Genomic DNA, 18,153 nt, shown 5'->3' on the forward strand with positions numbered 1-18,153 from the left:
GATCGGCGGGCGCTTCTGTCGGGGGGCGATGGCATCCTTGCGTACGTGACCGTACACGCCGTCAGCCCGTTGTTCGTCGGGCGTGCCCGTGAGCTCGCCGTCCTGCGCGACGCGCTCGGCGAGGCGCGCGCAGGCGTGCCCGCGACCGTGCTGGTGGGCGGCGAGGCCGGGGTCGGCAAGACGCGGCTGCTGGGCGAGTTCGCCGACCGCGCCGACGACGCCCTGGTGCTCGTCGGCGGCTGCCTGGAGCTGGGCACGGAGGGCCTGCCGTTCGCGCCGTTCACCGCCGTGCTGCGCGGGCTGGTGCGGCGGCTCGGCCGCGACGGCGTCGCGGCGCTCGTGCCCGGCGGCGCGGCCGGCGGGCTGGCCAGGCTGCTGCCCGAGTTCGGCGAGCCCGGCAGGGAGGGCGCCGAGGCCCGCGCGCGCCTGTTCGAGCTGGTGCTCGGGCTGCTGGAGCGGCTGGCCGAGGAGCGCCCGGTCGCGCTCGTCATCGAGGACGCCCACTGGGCCGACCGCTCCACCCGCGACCTGCTGTCGTTCCTGGTCCGCTACCAGCGCACCGCCGGGCGGCTGCTGCTCGTGGTCACCTACCGCAGCGACGAGCTCCACCGCACCCACCCGCTGCGGCCCATGCTGGCCGAGCTGGGCCGGGTCGAGTGGGTCACCCGGGTCGAGCTGCGCAGGCTCACCCGCAGGGAGGCCGTCGCGCAGGCGGCCAGCATCCTGGAGCGCCGGCCGGCGGACGCCGACATGGACCTCATCTACGCCCGCAGCGAGGGCAACCCGCTGTTCGTCGAGGCGCTGCTGAGCGAGGGCGGCGGCCGGGGCGACCTGCCCGAGTCGCTGCGCGACCTGCTGCTCGCCCGCGTCGAGCGGCTGCCCGAGGAGACGCAGGAGCTGCTGCGGGTGGCCAGCGCGGGCGGCCAGCGCTTGGAGCACGACCTGCTGTCGGCCGTCGCCGGGCTCGACGACAACGCCCTGTCGCGGGCGCTGCGCCCGGCCGTCGCGGGCAACGTGCTCGTGGTCGACGGCGAGGGCTACAGCTTCCGGCACGCGCTCATCCGCGAGGCGCTCCACGACGACCTGCTGCCCGGCGAGCACACCCGCCTGCACACCCGCTACGCCGAGGCGCTGGAGCGCGACCTGTCGATCCTGCCCGCCCCGCGTGGCGCGATCGAGCTGGCCCACCACTGGCACGCCGCCCACGACTCCACGTGGGCGCTGGTCAGCGCGTGGCGGGCGGCCGCGGCCGCGCGCACCTCCACCGCCTACGACGAGCAGCTCCGCATGCTCTCGCGGGTCCTGGAGCTGTGGGACCAGGTGCCCGACGCCGCCGGGCGCATCGGCGCCGACCGCCTCGAGGCGCTGCGGCAGACCGCCGTGGTCGCCCACCTGGCCGGCGAGTACGAACGCAGCATCGCCCTGGCCGGCGCACTCCTCGCCGAGCTCGACCCCGCGACCGACCCGGTGCGCACCGCCGTCGTCCTGCGCCAGCGCGGCCTGACCCGCTACGACCTGGGCCGCCCCGGACATCTCGACGACCTGCGCCGCGCCGCCTCGCTGGTGCCCGCCGAGCCGCCCTCGCGGCTGCGCGCCCAGGTGCTGGAGAGCCTGTCCCGCATGCTCTTCCGTCCCGAGGACAAGGACGAGAAGATCGCCACCGCCGAGATCGCCAGGGAGATCGCCCGCGCGGTCGGCGACGCCAACGTCGAGGCCAACTCCCTCATCACCGCCACCTGGGCGCGCTACCGCTATCACGAGATCGAGACGCAGATGGAGGCGTTCGCCGAGGCACGCCGCATCGCCGCCGCCGCGGACGCCTACAACGCGCTCATGCGCTGCGCGATCTCCGAGTCCGACGCGCTGGAGGGCGCGGGGTGGCACGAGCGGGCCGCCGAGGTCGCCCGCGCGGGCATCGCCGACTCCGCCCACTACGGCCTGGCGCGCACCTCCGGCACCTTCCTCGCGATCAACCTCGCCGAGCCGCTGGTCTCGCTCGGGCGGTGGGACGAGGCACTGGAGGTCATCGAACAGGCCCTCGACCTCACGCCCCCCGCGCCCTACCGGGCGAGCCTGCAGGGGTTCATCACCGACATCGCGCTCGCGCGCGGGCAGCTCGACCGGGCCGAGCAGCTGTTCGACGCCTCGCGCGGGGTGCTGTCGCGGGGCACCTACCGCGACCAGACGCTGCTGCCGCATCTGCGGCGCAAGGTGGAGCTGCTGGAGGCACGCGGCCAGGCCGGCGAGGCGGTGCGGGAGGCGGCCGAGGCACTGGCGGAACGCGACCTGGTGTCCAGCCCGCGCTACGTGTGGCAGCTCCTGGTGACCTTCGCCCACCTGTTGACCGCAGCCGGGGGCAGGACGGCTCCGGGGCGGGCGTCCGTGGCGGAGGAGGCGACGGCGGCGCTGCCCCGGCTGCGGGAGGTGGCGCGGCGCATCGGCACCGAGGGCGAGCTGCAGGAGGCGCAGCGGCTCACCTTCGAGGCACTGCTGGGCCCGGAGCCGCCGGCGGCGGGCGAGGCTGTGCGACCGAGGTCGGAGTCGCCGGCCCCCGACGTGGAAGCGCGGGTCGCGTGGCGGGTCAAGGCGTGGGAGGCCGCGGTCGGGGCCTGGGTCGATCTGGGGCAGCCCTATCCGGAGGCCCGCGCCCTGCTGGGGTCGGCGCAGGCGCTGCTCGCGGCGGGCGACCGGCAGGGGGCGGCGGCGCGGCTCGAACGGGCCCGCGAGCTGGCCACCAGGCTCGGCGCCGCGCCGCTGCTGGAACAGCTCGACGTCGTCCGCCGCCGGGCCCGCCTCGGCGGCGGCCCGTCCGACGAGCCCGCCGGCGACGGGCAGCCGCTCGGCCTGACGGCGCGCGAGCTGGAGGTGCTGCGCGAGGTGACGAACGGCCGCAGCAACCGCGAGATCGCCGAGACGCTGGTCATCTCGGTGAAGACGGTGAGCGTGCACGTCTCCAACATCCTGGCCAAGCTCGGCGTCGCCGGCCGAGGCGAGGCCGCCGCCACCGCCCACCGCCTCCACCTGTTCGACGACCTCCCCTGACCACGGGCCCTTCCGCGATCCGAGGGCTCTCCGCGATCCGAGGGCTCTCCGCGATCCGAGGGCTCTCCGCGATCCACGGGCCGTCCGCGATCCACCGGGCCTCCCACGGTCCACGGGCCGCAGCGACCCACCGGGCCCTGCGACCGCCGGGTACTTCCGTGCCGCACGGAGCCGCTGCGACACTCGGGATATCGCGTGATCTGCCAGGCCTCCGTGACTCAGGCCCCTCCGTGGCCCACCTCCCTTCCCGACCCGCCGTCCCTTCCCGGCCCCGCCGTGTCCGCAGGTCCGTGGCCACGGCTGCGGGTCAGGTGGCGGGCAGTGTGCGGGAGGTTTTTCGGCCGACCAGTAGTAGTGCGCTGACGGAGATCACGATCCCGGCGGCGATGACCGGCACCAGGGCTTGCAGGTCGAGGCCATCGGCCACCAGGCCGAACAGTGGCGGGCCGAGGAGGGAGCCGATGCTGCCTGCCTGGGCGATGATGCCGTTGCCGACGTCGGCGTGGTCGAGTCGTTCCAGCACCAGCGGCAGGACGGCCATGACGAGGGCGCCGAGGAAGCCGTTCTCGATCGAGATGACGGCCGCGCCGGTCAGCGCGACCGGCGACGAGCCGTGACCGCCGAACATGAGCCAGGCGGCCGGCAGCGTGAGCAGCCCGGCAGAGGCGAGGACGCCGACCGGCGTGCCCCGGCGCAGCAGCATCCCCACGGTCACCCCGCCGAGCGCGCTGAGCAGCGAGATCACGGCGGTGACCGCGCCGGCGGAGGCGGTCGAGTGGCCGTACCGCTCGACCAGGAGCGTGGGCAGCAGGACGAGCACCGGCATGGTCACGAGCACGGCCAGGCAGAAGGCCGCGGCCAGGAGGCCCGGCCAGGCCAACGCCCGCGCGCGGGGCACGGGTCCGGCGCCCTGGTGCCGGGCGGTGCCGCGCGGCAGCCGTAACCGCACCACCAGCGCCATCACGAGCGTCAGCCCGGCGAGCACGCCGATCCAGCCGCGCCAGCCGATCGCGGCGCCGACCGCGCCTCCGGCGAGCGTGCTCGCGCCCAGGCCCACCGCGACGAACGTGGCCCAGATGGACAGCGCGGTCCCGCGGTCGCGTTCCCTGGCCAGCCGTACGATCAGCGCGGGGCAGGCGATGGTGACCAGGAGGTATCCGATGCCCTCGACGCCCCGGGCGGTGAGCAGCCAGGCGTAGCCGCCCGCGACCGTCCCCGCCGCGCTCGCCACCGCCGTCAGGGCGAGTCCGGCGACCAGTGACCGTTCGGCGCCGAGGCGGCGGATCAGGTAGCCGGCGGGCAGGCCGACGGCGGCGCCGACGCCGACCACCGTGGAGATGACCCAGCCCAGTTGCGCCAGCGACAGCCCGAGCTCGGCCGCCACCGCCGGCCCGACGGGGCTGAACTTGCCGAGGCTCATGGCCGCGACGACCCCTCCGAGGTAGACGACGGCGATCGTGCCCCAGGGGGTGCGTGGCTGGGCCGAGGTGTCGGGGGTCGTCCCGGCGTTCATGGATCTCCTTCGCGTTGCTCCGCACAGGTTCGTCCGGGTTAGAGCATCGTCGCGAAGGAGGTGGTGATCAAGGGTACGGGCGCCGCTAGCCGGTGAGCTGGGCCTCCAGGCGATAGCCGTCCACCGTGACGTACACCTGGTCGCCGGGGCGGGCATTCAGGCGCATGAGCACCGGCTGGAGCGAGTCGAAGACCGGCTGGTGGCCCTGCCAGACCAGGACGATCGCGTTGTCGCCTGGGCCGGTGACCGACAGCAGGGTGCCGGGGCGCATGCCGAGCTGGGCCGCGTACCCCTCGGGGACCGGCACCGGGCCGCCGCGCAGATGCTCCGGCGTGACCTCGATCCGCTGCCAGCGGCGCGGGTCGGAGGACGGGCTCGGCAGCGGCGGGGGCGGCGTCGACGGGGCGCCCGCGAGACCGGCGGGCAGCATGCCCGACCGGCCGCCGGACAGCGCCGACAGCGTGGCGAGCGCGGCCGACGGGTCGATCGAGCCGGCCGTCGCGGACGGGATCGGCTGGCCGCCGCGGTGGTGGTGGCCGTTCGCGCCCGGTGTGCGGCGGGGGAGGGGCTGGGCCGGGGACGGGGCCGAGGCCATCGGGTCGGCGGACTCCGGCGGCAGGGCGTCCAGCCACGCCTTGGCGGAGTGGGCGCGGATGCCCAGCTCGCCCATCAGCTCCACCATGTCGGCGTCCGGCGGGGCCGAGGCCAGGAGCTGGCGCGTACGGGCCTGGAGGCCGTGGATGTCGCCCACCACGAGCCAGCCGTCCTGGAGCCGGCGGTCGGGCATGAGCGTGACCAGCACCCGCCAGAGCGGGGTGCGCAGGGAGGGCACCATCACCGGGTGGGCCGGGTCGGCGCCGATCAGCTGCTCCTCGGTGGCCGCCGCGCCCAGCCACTCCGTCAGGCGGAACATGTGCCCGGTCACCGGCGCGGACTCCGAGGAACGCAGCCAGGTCAGCACGCGCTCCTCGGCCGTGCGCTGGGCGTGGGAGAGGGATTCGCGCTCGACCAGCAGCTTGTGGGCGAGCGTACGGAGGCTGATCGGGTCCTCGGCGAACAGCCGGTGCACGGCCACGGCCAGCTCCAGCTTGTCCAGGCCGCGGAAGAGGCTGTCGACGACGCGGACCATCGCGTGGTCGGTGTCGAACGGCACCGGGGAGGAGCCGGCGCCGGTCTTGCCGGGGGCTGCGGAGAAGGAGCCGGTCTCCTCGCGGCCGGGTTGCCGGGCCGTCGGACGCTGCGGCAGCGCTCCCGCGCCAGGCTGACCGGGCTGACCGGGCTGAGGCGGCTGGCCGGGGGTCTGGCGCTGTGGCAGGGCGCCGTTCTGCGGCTGGGCGGCGAACGCGCCGCTCTGCGCCGGGAACGACCCCGTCTGGCGCGACTCGCCGGGGACGGCGGGGGTGGGGCCCGTCTGCGGGCCGCCGGGTAGGGAGGGACCGGCCTGCCGGTCGCCGGGCACGGCAGGGGAGGAGCCCGTCTGCTGGCCGCCAGGTAGGGGGCCGGCCTGCCGGTCGCCGGGCAGGGGGCCGGGCTGCCGGTCGCCGGGCAAGGGGCCGGGCTGCCGGTCGCCGGGCAAGGAGGGGAAGGAGCCCGTGTGCCGGTCGCCGCTCTGCGCCGGGAACGAGCCCGTCTGGCGCGGCTCGCCGGGTTGCCCGCCCGCCGGCGGTTCCGCGGGCCGCCCGGAGAACGCCGCCGCAGGGCGCTGCGGCAGCCCGTTGCCCTGCCCGCCCGGCTGCCCACCGGGCTGCCCTCCCGGTTGTCCCGTGCCGGGCGCGCTCTGCCCGCCCGGTTGCGCGGCGAACGGACCGCTCTGGCCACCACCGGAAGAAGCGGCGAACGGGCCGCTCTGCCCGCCGCCGGAAGCCGCGAACGGGCCGCTCTGGCCGGAGGAGGCGGCGAGCGGGGCGTCGCGGCCGTCGGCAGGGGCGGGGAACGGGCCGCTCTGGCCGGAGGAGGCGGCGAGCGGGGCGTCGCGGCCGTCGGCAGGGGCGGGGAACGGGCCGCTCTGACCCGGAGAGGCGGCGAGTGGGGCGTCGCGGCCGTCGGCGACGGCGGGGAAGGGGCCGCTCTGGCCGTTGGGGGAGGGGGCGACGAAGGGGCCGCCCGAGGGTACGGCGGGGAAGGAGCCGGTGTTCCTGGTCTCCTCGGCGCCGTCCGCGCCGCGCGGCACCGGCCGCGTCAGCTCGGCCTGACCGGCGGCGGGAAGGGCGGGGATGCGGCCGAGGATCTCGCGGAGGACCGCGCCGACCACCACTTCAGGCGTGGCGGACGGGGTGCCGAGATCGCTGGGGGACAGGCGGCGCAGCCGCTGCCAGCCGCCGAGGCCGATGACCGCCGTACGGGTGGCCTCGGGCCAGCCGGGCAGCGCGGGATCGACGGGATGCACGGTCAGCGCGGGCACCAGGTCGGACAGCGGCAGGTGGTCCCAGCGGGCGGTGGCCAGCCGGCCGAGGCGTTCGCAGATCCAGTCGAGCCCCGCCGTGCCGAGCGCCTTGGAGAGGGGGAGGGAGGACCACCATCCCGCGGGCAGGCGCGGGTCGCCCAGCGCCTCGGCCACCTGCTGTGGTCGGCTCCAGCGAAGAGCTGGGACTAGGTCGCTCAGGCAGATCGATGACTCGACTTCCATCGGCGGACCTTATCCTCCCCAGTGTGCCGCGTGTGCTGCCCGTTGCGCATGTGGCTCTTGGTGCAGCCTACGCGGCAAGCTATCAATCAGTGTGAATAGGGTAAAGACGGTTCAGATCCAAACCGTACCGTGGACGACCCCCCACCTGGGCCACACATGCGGCACCCGCACGACATCCTTCCTCAAGAGCGGCTCTTTCCCCGCATCCCCGCAAGGTCGCCGCGAGAAACCCGGCGGCGAACGCGTCCCCAGCTCCGGTCGTGTCCACGACCTGGCTCGGCAGCCCGGGAACCCGCGCGGTGATGGTGCCGTCCACCGCCGCCAGCGCGCCGTCGGCGCCCAGTTTCACCACGGCTGTGCCGTATCTCTCACTCAGCAGTTCGGCCGCCCGCTCCGGCGTCCGCGCGCCGGACAGCAGCAGGGCCTCGTCGAGATTGGGGATGACGAGGTCGGCGGCGGCGGTCTCGGCCATGAAACGTTCGGCGCCGAAGTCGAGCAGGGGCTTGGTCGAGGCCGGGTCCACGCTGACCGCGACCCCGGCCGCCGCCGCGTCCGCCAGGGCGGCCCTGGCCAGGCCCAGACCCGGCTCGGCGAACAGCACGTACCCGGACAGGTGCAGCCGGGCCACCCCCTCCAGCAGGGCGGGGTCCCAGTCGCGTGCGGAGATCAGGCCGCCCGCGCCCCGGTTGGTGAGCATGGACCGCTCGCCGCTCGGGTCCACCATCGCGATCACGACGGCGGTGGGGTGGTCGGGGTCCACGGTCACCTGGGGCCGTACGCCGGCCTTGGTCAGCTCGGCGATGTGCCAGTCGCTGCTGTCGTAGCCCAGCCTGGCCAGCAGGCGGGTGTCGGCGCCCAGGTGGGCGGCCCAGGCGGCGGTGTTCGCGCCCGAGCCGCCGGGACGCAGCATGATGTCGGCCGCGGTGTCGGTGCCCGCCAGGACGGGGGAGCCGTGCAGCGCCACCACATCGGTGACCGCGTCCCCGACGACCAGGAGACCGCGGTCGGTCACGAGTCCGCCCAGCTCACCGCGATCCGGGCGGCAAGGGCGACGTTGCCGCGCACGGCGGCCAGGTTGGCCTCCAGCGAGGCGCCGCCCGTGCCGTCGACCAGGTAGCCGAGCAGGAACGGGGTGATCGCCTGGCCCTTGACGCCGTCGCGCTCGGCGGCGGCCAGCGCCTCGGCCAGCACGCGGTCGTGCAGCTCGGGGTCGAGCTGCTGGTCCACGGGGACGGGGTTGGCGACGATCAGGGCCGTCTCCTGGCCGCCGAGCGCGTCCTGGCCGCGCATGATCGCCGCCGCCTCGTCGGGCGACTCGATCCGCCAGTCGATCGGCAGGCCGGAGGTGTGCAGGTAGAAGCCGGGGAAGGCGTCGGTGCGGTAGCCCACCACGCTCACGCCGCGGGTCTCCAGGCGCTGGAGCGTCGCGGGCACGTCGAGGATCGACTTCACGCCCGCGCAGACGACGGTGATGCGGGTGCGGGCGAGCGTGTCGAGGTCGGCGGACTCGTCCTGGTCCTCGGTCCAGCCCCGGTGCACGCCGCCGAGCCCGCCGGTGGCGAAGATGCGGACCCCGGCCCGCGCGGCGAGGAACGACGTGGCCGACACCGTGGTCGCGCCGCTCGCCTTGAGCGCGGCGGCCATGGGCAGGTCACGCTGGCCCAGCTTGCGCAGGCCGGGCTCGGTCGCGATGCGCTCCAGCCCGGCCGCGTCCAGCCCGACGCGGGGCACGCCGTCGAGCACGGCGATCGTGGCCGGCACCGCCCCCGCCGCGCGGACGATCTCCTCCAGCTCGCGCGCGACCTCCAGGTTGCGCGGCTGCGGCAGACCGTGGGAGATGATCGTGGACTCCAGCGCCACGACGGGGGCGCCACTGGCCAGGGCCTCGGCCACCTCGTCGGACGGCTGCAGGACGGAGTCGGCGGTGCTGCGCATGGTGGGTCTCGTGCTCCTTGCGAAATCCTGGGGCGGGAAACGGCGAACTCTACGGCATCGCTCGCCGACAATGCAGGTTACGGCCATTCCCGGGGTCGGTCATCCCCACCGGTGATCACACGTCCGGCGTTGACGCGGGGCGTGGTATGACACGTAAAGTGCGGGGATGGGCGCGTATGACGTGATCGTGGCGGGAGCGGGGCACAACGGGCTGGTGGCCGCGGCCTACCTGGCCCGGGCCGGCCGGCGGGTGCTGGTGCTGGAGCGGTACGACCACGTGGGCGGCCTGGCGATCTCCACACGCGCCTTCCCCGGGGTGGACGTGCGGCTGTCCCGCTACAGCTACCTCGTCAGCCTCCTCCCGACGCGGATCGTCCGCGACCTGGGCCTCGACCTGGAGCTGCGCCGCCGCCGCTACGCCTCGTACACGCCGGTGGGCGGCACGGGCCTGCTGGTCGACAACGAGGACGCCGCCCGCACGGCGGCCTCGTTCGCGGCGGTCACCGGCGGCGAGAGCGACCACAAGGCCTGGCAGGACTTCTACGCGATGACCGGGCGGGTGGCCGAGGCCCTGGCCCCCACCCTCCTCGAACCCCTCCGCGCGCCCGCCGAGATCGAGCGCCTGGTCGGTCCGGAGGCGTGGCGGGCGCTGTTCGCCGAGCCGATCGGCCAGGCCGTGGACGCGCGGTTCGCCGACGACACGGTCCGCGGGGTCGTCCTCACCGACGCGCTCATCGGCACCTTCGCCGACCCGTCCGCCGACCTGCTCGCCAACCGCTGCTTCCTCTACCACGTGATCGGCGACGGCACCGGCGAGTGGAACGTCCCGGTCGGCGGCATGGGCGCGGTCTCGGGCGCGCTGGAGGCGGCGGCCCGCCGGGCGGGCGCGGAGATCAGGACCGGCGCGGAGATCGTCGGGATCGCGCCGTCCGGGGAGGTCACGTTCACCGACGAGCGCGGCGAGCACACCGTGACCGGCGGGCACGTGCTGGTCAACCTGCCGCCCGCGGTGCTCGACCGGCTGCTCGGAAGCGAGCCCGCCGTCCCTGAGGGGGCGCAGCTCAAGGTCAACATGGTGCTGAGCCGGCTGCCCCGGCTCAAGGACGACTCCGTGGACCCGCGCGCGGCCTTCAGCGGCACCTTCCACATCAACGAGACCCGCGACCAGCTCGCCCGCGCCCACGCGCAGGCGGCGGCCGGGCGGATCCCGGAGCTGCCGCCCGCCGAGGTCTACTGCCACTCGCTCACCGACCCGTCGATCCTGGGGCCGGAGCTGCGCGGCCGGGCCGAGACGATGACGCTGTTCGGCCTGCACATGCCCGCCCGGCTGTTCCGCGAGGACCCCGAGGGGGCGCGCGCGGCGGCCCTGCGCGCCACGTTCGCCTCGCTGGACGCCGTGCTCGCCGAGCCCATCGAGGACTGCCTGCTCCGCGCGCCCGACGGCACGCCGTGCGTCGAGGCCAAGAGCCCGGTGGACCTGGAGCGGGACGCCGGGCTGCCCGGCGGCCACATCTTCCACACGGACCTGAGCTGGCCGTACGACGAGGACGGCCGGGGCGGCTGGGGCGTCGAGACCGAGCACGAGCGCATCCTCATGTGCGGCGCGGGCGCCCGCCGGGGCGGCGGGGTCAGCGGCATCGGCGGCCACAACGCCGCGATGGCCCTGCTCGCCCGCAGGTGACAGCCCTCTAGTAGCCGCCGGCGACCAGCTTGCCGGCCACCTCCAGCGCCACCTCCGTACGCCGCTCGTCCGGCACCTTCAGGTCGAACAGGAACGGCACGCTGCCGAGGACCACCGCGAGCACCGCCAGCCGCGCCTCGAACGCCCGCACCGGATCGTCGCCGGGCGAGGCCAGCACGGAGATCATCGCGATCAGGCCCCGCTGCATGCGCTCCCCGGCCGGCAGCTCGCGCATCACACCCTGGTTCACCTGGGCGAACTGGAACAGCGGCCGCCACTGGTCCTCCAGCAGCCCCGAGATGCGCGCCAGGATCTCCTTCCTGGCCTCCGCCGTCGCCGGCTGCTCCTCGGCCCACGCCACCAGCTCGTCCATCGACTCGGCGAGCCGCTCCACGACGCTGGCGAGGATCGCCTCCTTCGTCCGGAAGTGGTAGTAGAGCGCCGGCCGGGTGATCTCCAGCCGTTCGGCGACCTCCTGGAGCGTGGTCTTGTCGTATCCGCGTTCGGCGAACAGCTCCAGCGCGACCTGCTGAATCCGCTCTCGTGTGTCCGTCCGCCGCCCTGCCATGCCGCTCCCATCCTTGACGCACGTTCCCGCATTGCTTACTTTCGTGTAAGTAAGCAATGCGGTCCAGCCTGTAGGGAGCAGACTATGGCTCAGATCTTCCCCGCCCGGCGCAGGTGCCCCTTCGCGCCGCCCCCCGAGTACGCCGACCTGCGCGAGCAGGCCCCCCTCGTCCGCGCCGAGCTGCCCGGCGGCGTCGTCTGGCTGGTCACGAGGCACGCAGAGGCGCAGCGGGTCCTGGCCGGGACAGGCATCAGCACCAGCCCCGCCACGCCCGGCCACCCCCACCACGTCTTCCACCCCGGAGGGGCCACCCCCGAGCGCCAGGCGCTCCTGGCCGAGAACGCCCCCGGGCACTTCATCGACCTCGACCCGCCCGAGCACACCCGCTTCCGTAAGCTGCTCATCCCCGAGTTCACCGTCCGCCGCGTACGGGAGATGCGCCCCGGCATCCAGGACATCGCCGACCGGCTCATCGACGACATGCTGCACAAGGGACCGGAGGCCGAGCTCGTCGCCGACTTCGGGCTGCCGCTGCCGTCGCTGGTCATCTGCAGGCTGCTCGGGGTCCCGTACGCCGACCACGAGTTCTTCCAGTCGCGCACCCGCTCGATGCTCAGCGCGCTCGACGACGAGCAGGTCCGCTTCACCGCCGCGTCCGAGATCAGGAACTACCTCGACGCGCTCGTCACCGCCGCCGAGAAGGGCCCCGAGGACGACCTGCTCGGCCGGATCATCACCAGCGGCCGGCTCACCCACGACGAGATCGTCGGCGTGATCTTCCTGCTGCTCGTCGCCGGCCACGAGACCACCGCCAACATGATCCCGCTGGCCGTGCTCACCCTCCTGCGCCACCCCGACCAGCTCGCCGCGCTGCGCGCCGACCCCGACGGCTGGCCCGTGGCGGTCGAGGAGCTGCTGCGTTACCTGTCCATCGTCGACTGGGTGGCCTTCGACCGGGTCTCCACCGAGGACCAGGAGATCGGCGGGCAGCTCGTCCGCCGGGGCGAGGGCATCTTCGTCCTCGGCGCCTCCGCCAACCGCGACGAGCGGGCCTTCGAACGCCCCGACGACTTCGACGCCCGGCGCGGCGCCCGCCACCACGTGGCCTTCGGCTACGGCGTGCACCAGTGCCTCGGCCAGAACCTGGCCCGCGCCGAGCTGGAGATCGCCCTGCGCACGCTGTTCGAGCGCCTGCCGGACCTGCGCGCCACGGTGAGCGAGGAGGAGGTGCCCGCCAAGTACGACGCCGCCATCTTCGGGCTCAACGCGCTCCCCGTCACCTGGTGACCCCGGGGGACACGGACGGCCCGTTCATAGGGTTCTCATGATGTTCCCTTAGCGTTTGCTGCATGAGTGAGGCCGCACGGTTGCTGGTAGTCGACGACGAGCCCGCGTTGCGCGAGGCGCTGCAGTCCAGCCTCGAGTTCGAGGGCTACAGGGTCGTCACCGCGAACGACGGGCAGGCCGCGCTCGACGAGCTGGCCCGCGCCTCCTACGACGCGGTGCTGCTCGACGTCATGATGCCGCGACTCGACGGGCTGACCGCCTGCCGCCGCCTGCGGGCCTCGGGCAACCACATCCCGGTCCTCATGCTCACCGCGCGCGACGCGGTGGGCGACCGGGTCTCGGGGCTCGACGCCGGGGCCGACGACTACCTGGTCAAGCCGTTCGAGCTGGACGAGCTGCTGGCCAGGGTCCGCGCCCTGCTGCGGCGCGGCGCGCTCAGCACCGGCGGCCCCGAGGGCGACACGCTGACGTACGCCGACCTGCGCATGGACCCCGCCACCCGCGAGGTCACCCGCGGCGAGCGCCGGCTCGACCTCACCAGGACCGAATACCTGCTCATGGAGCTGTTCCTGTCGCACCCGCGCCAGGTGCTCACCCGCGACCAGATCCTCAGCGAGGTGTGGGGCTTCGACTTCGAGCCCACCTCCAACTCCCTCGACGTCTACGTCATGTACCTGCGGCGCAAGACGGAGGCGGGAGGCGAGCCGCGGATCATCCACACCGTCCGCGGGGTGGGCTACGTCCTGCGGGCCGGCGCGTGAGACCCCGCAGCCTCCGGGCTCGGCTGACGCTCCTCGTGACGGGGGCGGTGTCGTCCGCCGTCGTGCTGTGCGCGGTCCTGTCGTGGTTCATCATCCAGATGCTGGTCCTCGCGCAGGTGGACCAGAGCATCCTGGAGAACCAGGGGGACGTGAAGTACCTGCTCCACGAGTGCCGCCCAGAAGGCACGCAGGGCCCCTACTTCGAGGGCATGGCGACGGTGCTCCATCCCGACGGCACCACCTGCTCGCTCGGCCGGGCCATCGTGCCCACCCAGGAGGACCGCAAGGCGCTGGAGCCCCTGCCGGAGCCCATCTACCGCAACGGGGTGACGACGGACGGCAAACGGGTGCGCGTCGTGACCGTCAACGTGGGGCCGGGCCTCGCCGTGATGGCGGCCCGGCCGCTCTGGCACGTCGAGCGCACCCTCCGCTACGCCGCCGTCGGGCTCGGCGGCATCGCCGCGCTCGGCACGCTCGGCGCGGCCATGGCGGGCCTCGCCGTCTCGCGCGCCGCGCTGCGCCCCGTGGGCGAGCTGACCAGGGCGGTCGAGCACATCGCGCAGACCGAGGACCTCGACACCCGCATCCCCGTACGCGGCACCGACGAGATCGCCCGCCTGTCGTCGTCCTTCAACGCGATGACCTCCGCCCTGGCCGGCTCCCGCGAACGCCAGAAACAGCTCGTCGCCGACGCCGGCCACGAGCTGCGCACCCCGCTGACCACCCTGCGGACCAACATCGACCTGCTGCTGCGCAGCGAGCAGACCGGCCGCAGCATCGACCCCGAGGCCAAGCAGCGGCTGCTGGTCAACGTCAAGGCGCAGTTCGCCGAGCTGACCACGCTGGTGGCCGACCTGCTCCAGCTCGCCCGCGGCGACCAGGACCACGAGCCGCACGTCGAGCTGGCCTTCCACGAGGTCGTGACGGCCGCTGTGGAGCGTGCCCGGCTGCGCGGCGCGCAGGTCGTCACCGACCTCGAACCCTGGTACGTCGTCGGCAACGCCGCCTCCCTGGAGCGCGCGGTGATCAACCTCCTCGACAACGCGGCCAAGTTCAGCTCCGACAACGGGGTCGAGGTGTCGCTGCGGGACGGGCGGCTGACCGTCCGCGACCACGGCCCGGGGCTGCCCGAGGAGGAGCTGCCGCACGTCTTCGAGCGGTTCTGGCGCTCGCCGTCCGCGCGCGGCCTGCCCGGATCCGGGCTCGGCCTGGCCATCGTGGCCCAGGCCGTGGCCGAGGCGGGCGGTCAGGTGAGCCTGGCGAACGCGCCCGGTGGCGGCGCGGTCGCAACAATGGACCTTCCCGGAACTCTCATTCGTGGCTCAGAATCGGATAAGTCCGGTTAAAGATCCGAATCGTGAGCTGGGTGCATGGACACGACAGCAGTGCGGACCCGCCTGGTCGAGGTGGTCGTCCCCGTGTACGACGAGCAGCGGGCGCTCCGCGCGAGCGTCACCCGCCTCCACGGATACCTCACCAGGAACTTCCCCTACGGATTCCGGATCACCATCGCCGACAACGCCAGCACCGACGACACCTGGCAGATCGCCACCGAACTGGAGCGAGAGCTGCCGCACGTCCGCGCCGTGCACCTGGACGAGAAGGGCCGCGGACGGGCGCTGCGCCAGGTCTGGTCGCGCAGCGAGGCCGACGTCGTCAGCTACATGGACGTCGATCTCTCCACCGACCTGGACGCGTTCCTGCCGCTGGTCGCGCCGCTGCTGTCGGGGCACAGCGACCTCGCCATCGGCACCCGGCTGGCGCGGGACTCGCGGGTCGAGCGCGGACCGAAGCGGGAGTTCATCTCCCGCTCCTACAACCTGCTGCTCCGCTCGCTGATGGGCGCCCGGTTCTCCGACGCCCAGTGCGGCTTCAAGGCCGTGCGCACCGAGGTCGCCCGGGCGCTGCTGCCCGGCGTCGAGGACGAGCAGTGGTTCTTCGACACGGAGCTGCTGCTGCTGGCCGAACGGTACGGCCTGCGCATCCACGAGGTCCCCGTCGACTGGGTGGACGACCCGGACAGCCGGGTGGACATCGTCCGCACCGCCCTGGACGACCTGCGCGGCATGGTCAGGGTGGCGCGCAAGACGCTCTCCGGCGCCGCGGGCATCCCCGTCCCGCCCCGGATCCAGCGGGCCGAGCTGCCGCGCGGCATGGCCCGCCAGCTTCCCCGCTTCGCGGTCGTCGGGGTGGTCAGCACCCTGGCGTACCTGGCGTTGTACTCGCTGCTGCGGCCGGTCATCCCGCCGCTCGCCGCCAACGCCCTCGCGTTGCTGGTCACCGCCGTGGCCAACACCGCCGCGAACCGGCGCTTCACCTTCGGCGTCACCGGCTCGGCGGGCGCGCTGCGGCACCAGTTCGAAGGGCTGATCGCCTTCCTCGTCGGGCTGTCGCTCACCTCGGGGACCCTCGCGCTGCTGCCCGCGGAGGTCACGCACGGCGTCGAGCTGGCCGCGGTCATCGCCGCCAACGCCGCCGCCACGCTCGTCCGCTTCCTGCTCCTGCGCGTGTGGGTGTTCAACCCCCGGCGGAGGACCGCACGATGAACCTCACCCTCCCGCGGCCCGCGCACCGGGCCGCCGGCAGCCATGCCCTGCCCGCGCCGCGCTGGTCGCGCCCCGCCCTGTGGGCGGTGCTCGCGGCGGCCTTCTTCCTGTACGCCTGGGCGCTCAGCGGCGACGCCAACGAGTACTACGCCGCCGCCGTCCTGTCGGGCACCGGCAGCTGGAAGGCGTTCTTCTTCGGAGCCATCGACGCCGGGTCCTTCATCACCGTGGACAAGCCGCCGCTCGCGCTGTGGGTGATGGGGCTGTCGGCCCGGATCTTCGGCTACGGCACGTACAGCATGCTCCTGCCGCAGGCCCTGGCCGGCGTGGCCGCCGTGGCGCTCGTGCATTCGGCCGTGCGCCGGTCCTTCCCGCCCGGCCGCGACGCGCACGCCGCCGCGCTGGCCGCGGCCGTCGTCATGACGCTGACGCCGATCACCGTCGCGATCAACCGGGACAACAACCCCGACACCGTGCTCGTGCTGCTGCTGACGCTGGCGGGCTGGTTCTGCCTGGAGTCGCTGCGGACCGGGCGGCTGCGCCCGCTGCTGCTCGCCGCGCTCTTCGTGGGGCTGGCCTTCAACGCCAAGATGCTCCAGGCGTACCTGGTGGTGCCCGCGTTCGCGGTGGCGTACCTGGCGTGCGCCGGGATCTCCTGGCCGAAGCGGCTGGGGCGGCTGCTCGCGGCGGGTGCGGTGCTGGCGGTGTCCAGCGCGTGGTGGATGGTGATCGTCGACCTGTGGCCGGCGGACTCGCGGCCCTACATCGGCGGCTCCACCGACAACACCGTCCGGGAGCTCGTCATCGGCTACAACGGGCTCGGGCGGATCTTCGGCCAGAGCCAGGGCGGCGGCTTCGGGGGCGGCTTCGGCGGCGGCGGGGCCCGCTGGGGCGGCGACCCGGGGGCCGGGCGGCTGTTCAACGACGTCCTGGCCGGGCAGATCTCCTGGCTGCTGCCGTTCTGCGTGGCGGCGCTGGCCGTCGCCGTGCTGCTGCGGACGCGGCGGCTCCCCGTCGGCGAGGCCCCCTCGGGGGCGGCCTGGCTGGTGTGGGGCGGCTGGCTGGTCGTGCACTACGTGGTGTTCAGCTTCTCCAGTGGCACGTTCCATCCGTACTACACGACCGCGATGGCTCCCGCCGTGGCCGCGCTCACCGGCATGGGCGCGGTCGTGATGTGGCGGGCGTACCGGAACTCGCGGGCCTGGGCGTGGCTCCTGCCGGTCGCGGTGGCCGCGACCGGGGCGTGGGCGTTCACGGTGCTGCGCCGGACGCCCGACTGGACGCCGTGGCTGGCCTGGGTCGTGCTCGGGGCGACCCTGGCGGCCGTGGCGGCGCTGGTCCTGGCGCGGGCGCGGGCGCGGGTGACGGCGAAGGTGGCGGCGTTCGCGCTGGCGGCGACGGTGGTCGCCACGCTGGGCGGGCCGGCCGCGTACGCGGTGACGCCGCTCGCGTCCCCGGTGAACGGTACCAACCCGACCGCGGGGCCCTCTACCGGAGGAACGGGGCAACCGGGGCGGCCGGGCGGTGGGCCGCGCGGTTCGCTGCGGGGCGGGCCCGGCGGTGGTGTCAGTGATGCCATGACCGCGTACCTCGTCGCCCACCAGGGCACGGCCACCTGGCTGGTCGCGGTGAACAGCGCCCAGCAGGCGTCGGGCCTGATCCTCGCCACCGGCAAGCCCGTGATCGCGATGGGCGGCTTCACCGGCGGCGACCCGGCCATGACCGTGGACCGGCTGCGCGAGCTGGTCTCCTCGGGCCGGCTCAGGTACGTCATGACCGGCGGCGGCCCCGGCCGGGGCGGCGGCGAGGTGTCGAGCTGGGTGCAGGAGAACTGCGCCGCCGTGGACGGCCAGGACGGCCTGCGCGACTGCGCGGCCTGACCAGGCTCAGGCGGGCAGGGCGGCGAGGAGGAAGGCGAGACGGGCGGCGGCGGACTCGACGTCGTCCGTCGTGCCGAGCCGGTAGCCCCACGAGGTGACGAACGCGCCCTCGTCGGAGCAGGTGACCGTCTCCGCGAGAGTGGCGGAGAAGCGGTTGCGCACCGACACGTAGGCAGGATCGCTGGCCAGAGCGAGGCTCTGGACGGACAGGTCGGCGTGACGACCCGCGTGCCAGGCGAACCGCTCGAGGCTGAGCGCCGTATCAAGCATCATGCGTCACCTCCGCAACGTCTCGCGACAGAATTGCACGATCT

At 74.3% G+C, this 18,153-nt stretch carries 13 protein-coding genes; 7 read left to right on the forward strand and 6 right to left on the reverse strand.

The features are described 5' to 3' along the window. Positions 1-45 precede the first annotated feature (45 nt). On the forward strand, positions 46-3,042 hold the full coding sequence (locus tag ACBR40_RS18480) for a helix-turn-helix transcriptional regulator (protein WP_371249510.1): 2,997 nt from the start codon (positions 46-48) through the stop codon (positions 3,040-3,042). A gap of 307 nt (positions 3,043-3,349) precedes the next feature. Here the strand turns inward: ACBR40_RS18480 and ACBR40_RS18485 are convergent, their stop codons facing one another. The 4 genes from ACBR40_RS18485 to ACBR40_RS18500 form a co-directional block, all read right to left on the reverse strand. Next, the gene (locus ACBR40_RS18485; RefSeq protein ID WP_371249511.1) at positions 3,350-4,555 is read right to left on the reverse strand and encodes a CynX/NimT family MFS transporter; all 1,206 of its coding nucleotides are present in this window, start codon (positions 4,553-4,555) and stop codon (positions 3,350-3,352) included. A gap of 85 nt (positions 4,556-4,640) precedes the next feature. Further along, positions 4,641-7,181, reverse strand: a complete 2,541-nt coding sequence (locus tag ACBR40_RS18490; protein WP_371249512.1) for a hypothetical protein — start codon at positions 7,179-7,181, stop codon at positions 4,641-4,643. A gap of 82 nt (positions 7,182-7,263) precedes the next feature. Next, positions 7,264-8,193, reverse strand: coding sequence for a carbohydrate kinase family protein (locus tag ACBR40_RS18495; protein ID WP_371249513.1), 930 nt, complete (start codon positions 8,191-8,193; stop codon positions 7,264-7,266). Beyond that, positions 8,190-9,116 (reverse strand): pseudouridine-5'-phosphate glycosidase, encoded by a 927-nt coding sequence (locus ACBR40_RS18500; protein ID WP_344211899.1) that lies wholly within the window; start codon positions 9,114-9,116, stop codon positions 8,190-8,192. Before ACBR40_RS18500 ends, ACBR40_RS18495 begins: the two co-directional genes overlap by 4 nt. A gap of 166 nt (positions 9,117-9,282) precedes the next feature. On the opposite strand from ACBR40_RS18500, the gene ACBR40_RS18505 reads away from it, so the two are divergent. Beyond that, positions 9,283-10,797 carry a phytoene desaturase family protein gene (locus ACBR40_RS18505; protein WP_371249514.1) on the forward strand — a complete coding sequence of 505 codons (1,515 nt, stop codon included), beginning with the start codon at positions 9,283-9,285 and terminating at the stop codon, positions 10,795-10,797. Positions 10,798-10,804: 7 nt separating this feature from the next. Here ACBR40_RS18505 and ACBR40_RS18510 read toward each other — a convergent pair whose 3' ends face one another. Continuing rightward, on the reverse strand, positions 10,805-11,365 hold the full coding sequence (locus ACBR40_RS18510; protein WP_364444681.1) for a helix-turn-helix domain-containing protein: 561 nt from the start codon (positions 11,363-11,365) through the stop codon (positions 10,805-10,807). A gap of 84 nt (positions 11,366-11,449) precedes the next feature. Between ACBR40_RS18510 and ACBR40_RS18515 the strand changes: the two genes are divergently transcribed. From ACBR40_RS18515 to ACBR40_RS18535, 5 genes are all read left to right on the forward strand, one after another. Then, positions 11,450-12,652, forward strand: coding sequence for a cytochrome P450 (locus tag ACBR40_RS18515; protein ID WP_371249515.1), 1,203 nt, complete (start codon positions 11,450-11,452; stop codon positions 12,650-12,652). A gap of 62 nt (positions 12,653-12,714) precedes the next feature. After that, complete coding sequence (locus tag ACBR40_RS18520) at positions 12,715-13,413, forward strand: response regulator transcription factor (protein ID WP_344211891.1); 699 nt, start codon at positions 12,715-12,717, stop codon at positions 13,411-13,413. 35 nt (positions 13,414-13,448) lie between these two features. Further along, a complete protein-coding gene (locus ACBR40_RS18525; RefSeq protein WP_371249516.1) occupies positions 13,449-14,759 on the forward strand; it encodes an ATP-binding protein in 1,311 nt (436 codons plus the stop codon). Positions 14,760-14,783: 24 nt separating this feature from the next. Further along, complete coding sequence (locus tag ACBR40_RS18530; protein ID WP_344211887.1) at positions 14,784-15,959, forward strand: dolichyl-phosphate beta-glucosyltransferase; 1,176 nt, start codon at positions 14,784-14,786, stop codon at positions 15,957-15,959. Next, positions 15,956-17,839, forward strand: a complete 1,884-nt coding sequence (locus tag ACBR40_RS18535; protein ID WP_371249517.1) for an ArnT family glycosyltransferase — start codon at positions 15,956-15,958, stop codon at positions 17,837-17,839. Before ACBR40_RS18530 ends, ACBR40_RS18535 begins: the two co-directional genes overlap by 4 nt. Before the next feature lie 6 nt (positions 17,840-17,845). On the opposite strand, the gene ACBR40_RS18540 is transcribed toward ACBR40_RS18535, so the two are convergent. Next, positions 17,846-18,112 carry a hypothetical protein gene (locus ACBR40_RS18540; RefSeq protein WP_329574290.1) on the reverse strand — a complete coding sequence of 89 codons (267 nt, stop codon included), beginning with the start codon at positions 18,110-18,112 and terminating at the stop codon, positions 17,846-17,848. Positions 18,113-18,153 lie beyond the last annotated feature (41 nt).

This window comes from Nonomuraea sp. AD125B, assembly GCF_041402765.1.
GTDB lineage: Bacteria > Actinomycetota > Actinomycetes > Streptosporangiales > Streptosporangiaceae > Nonomuraea > Nonomuraea bangladeshensis.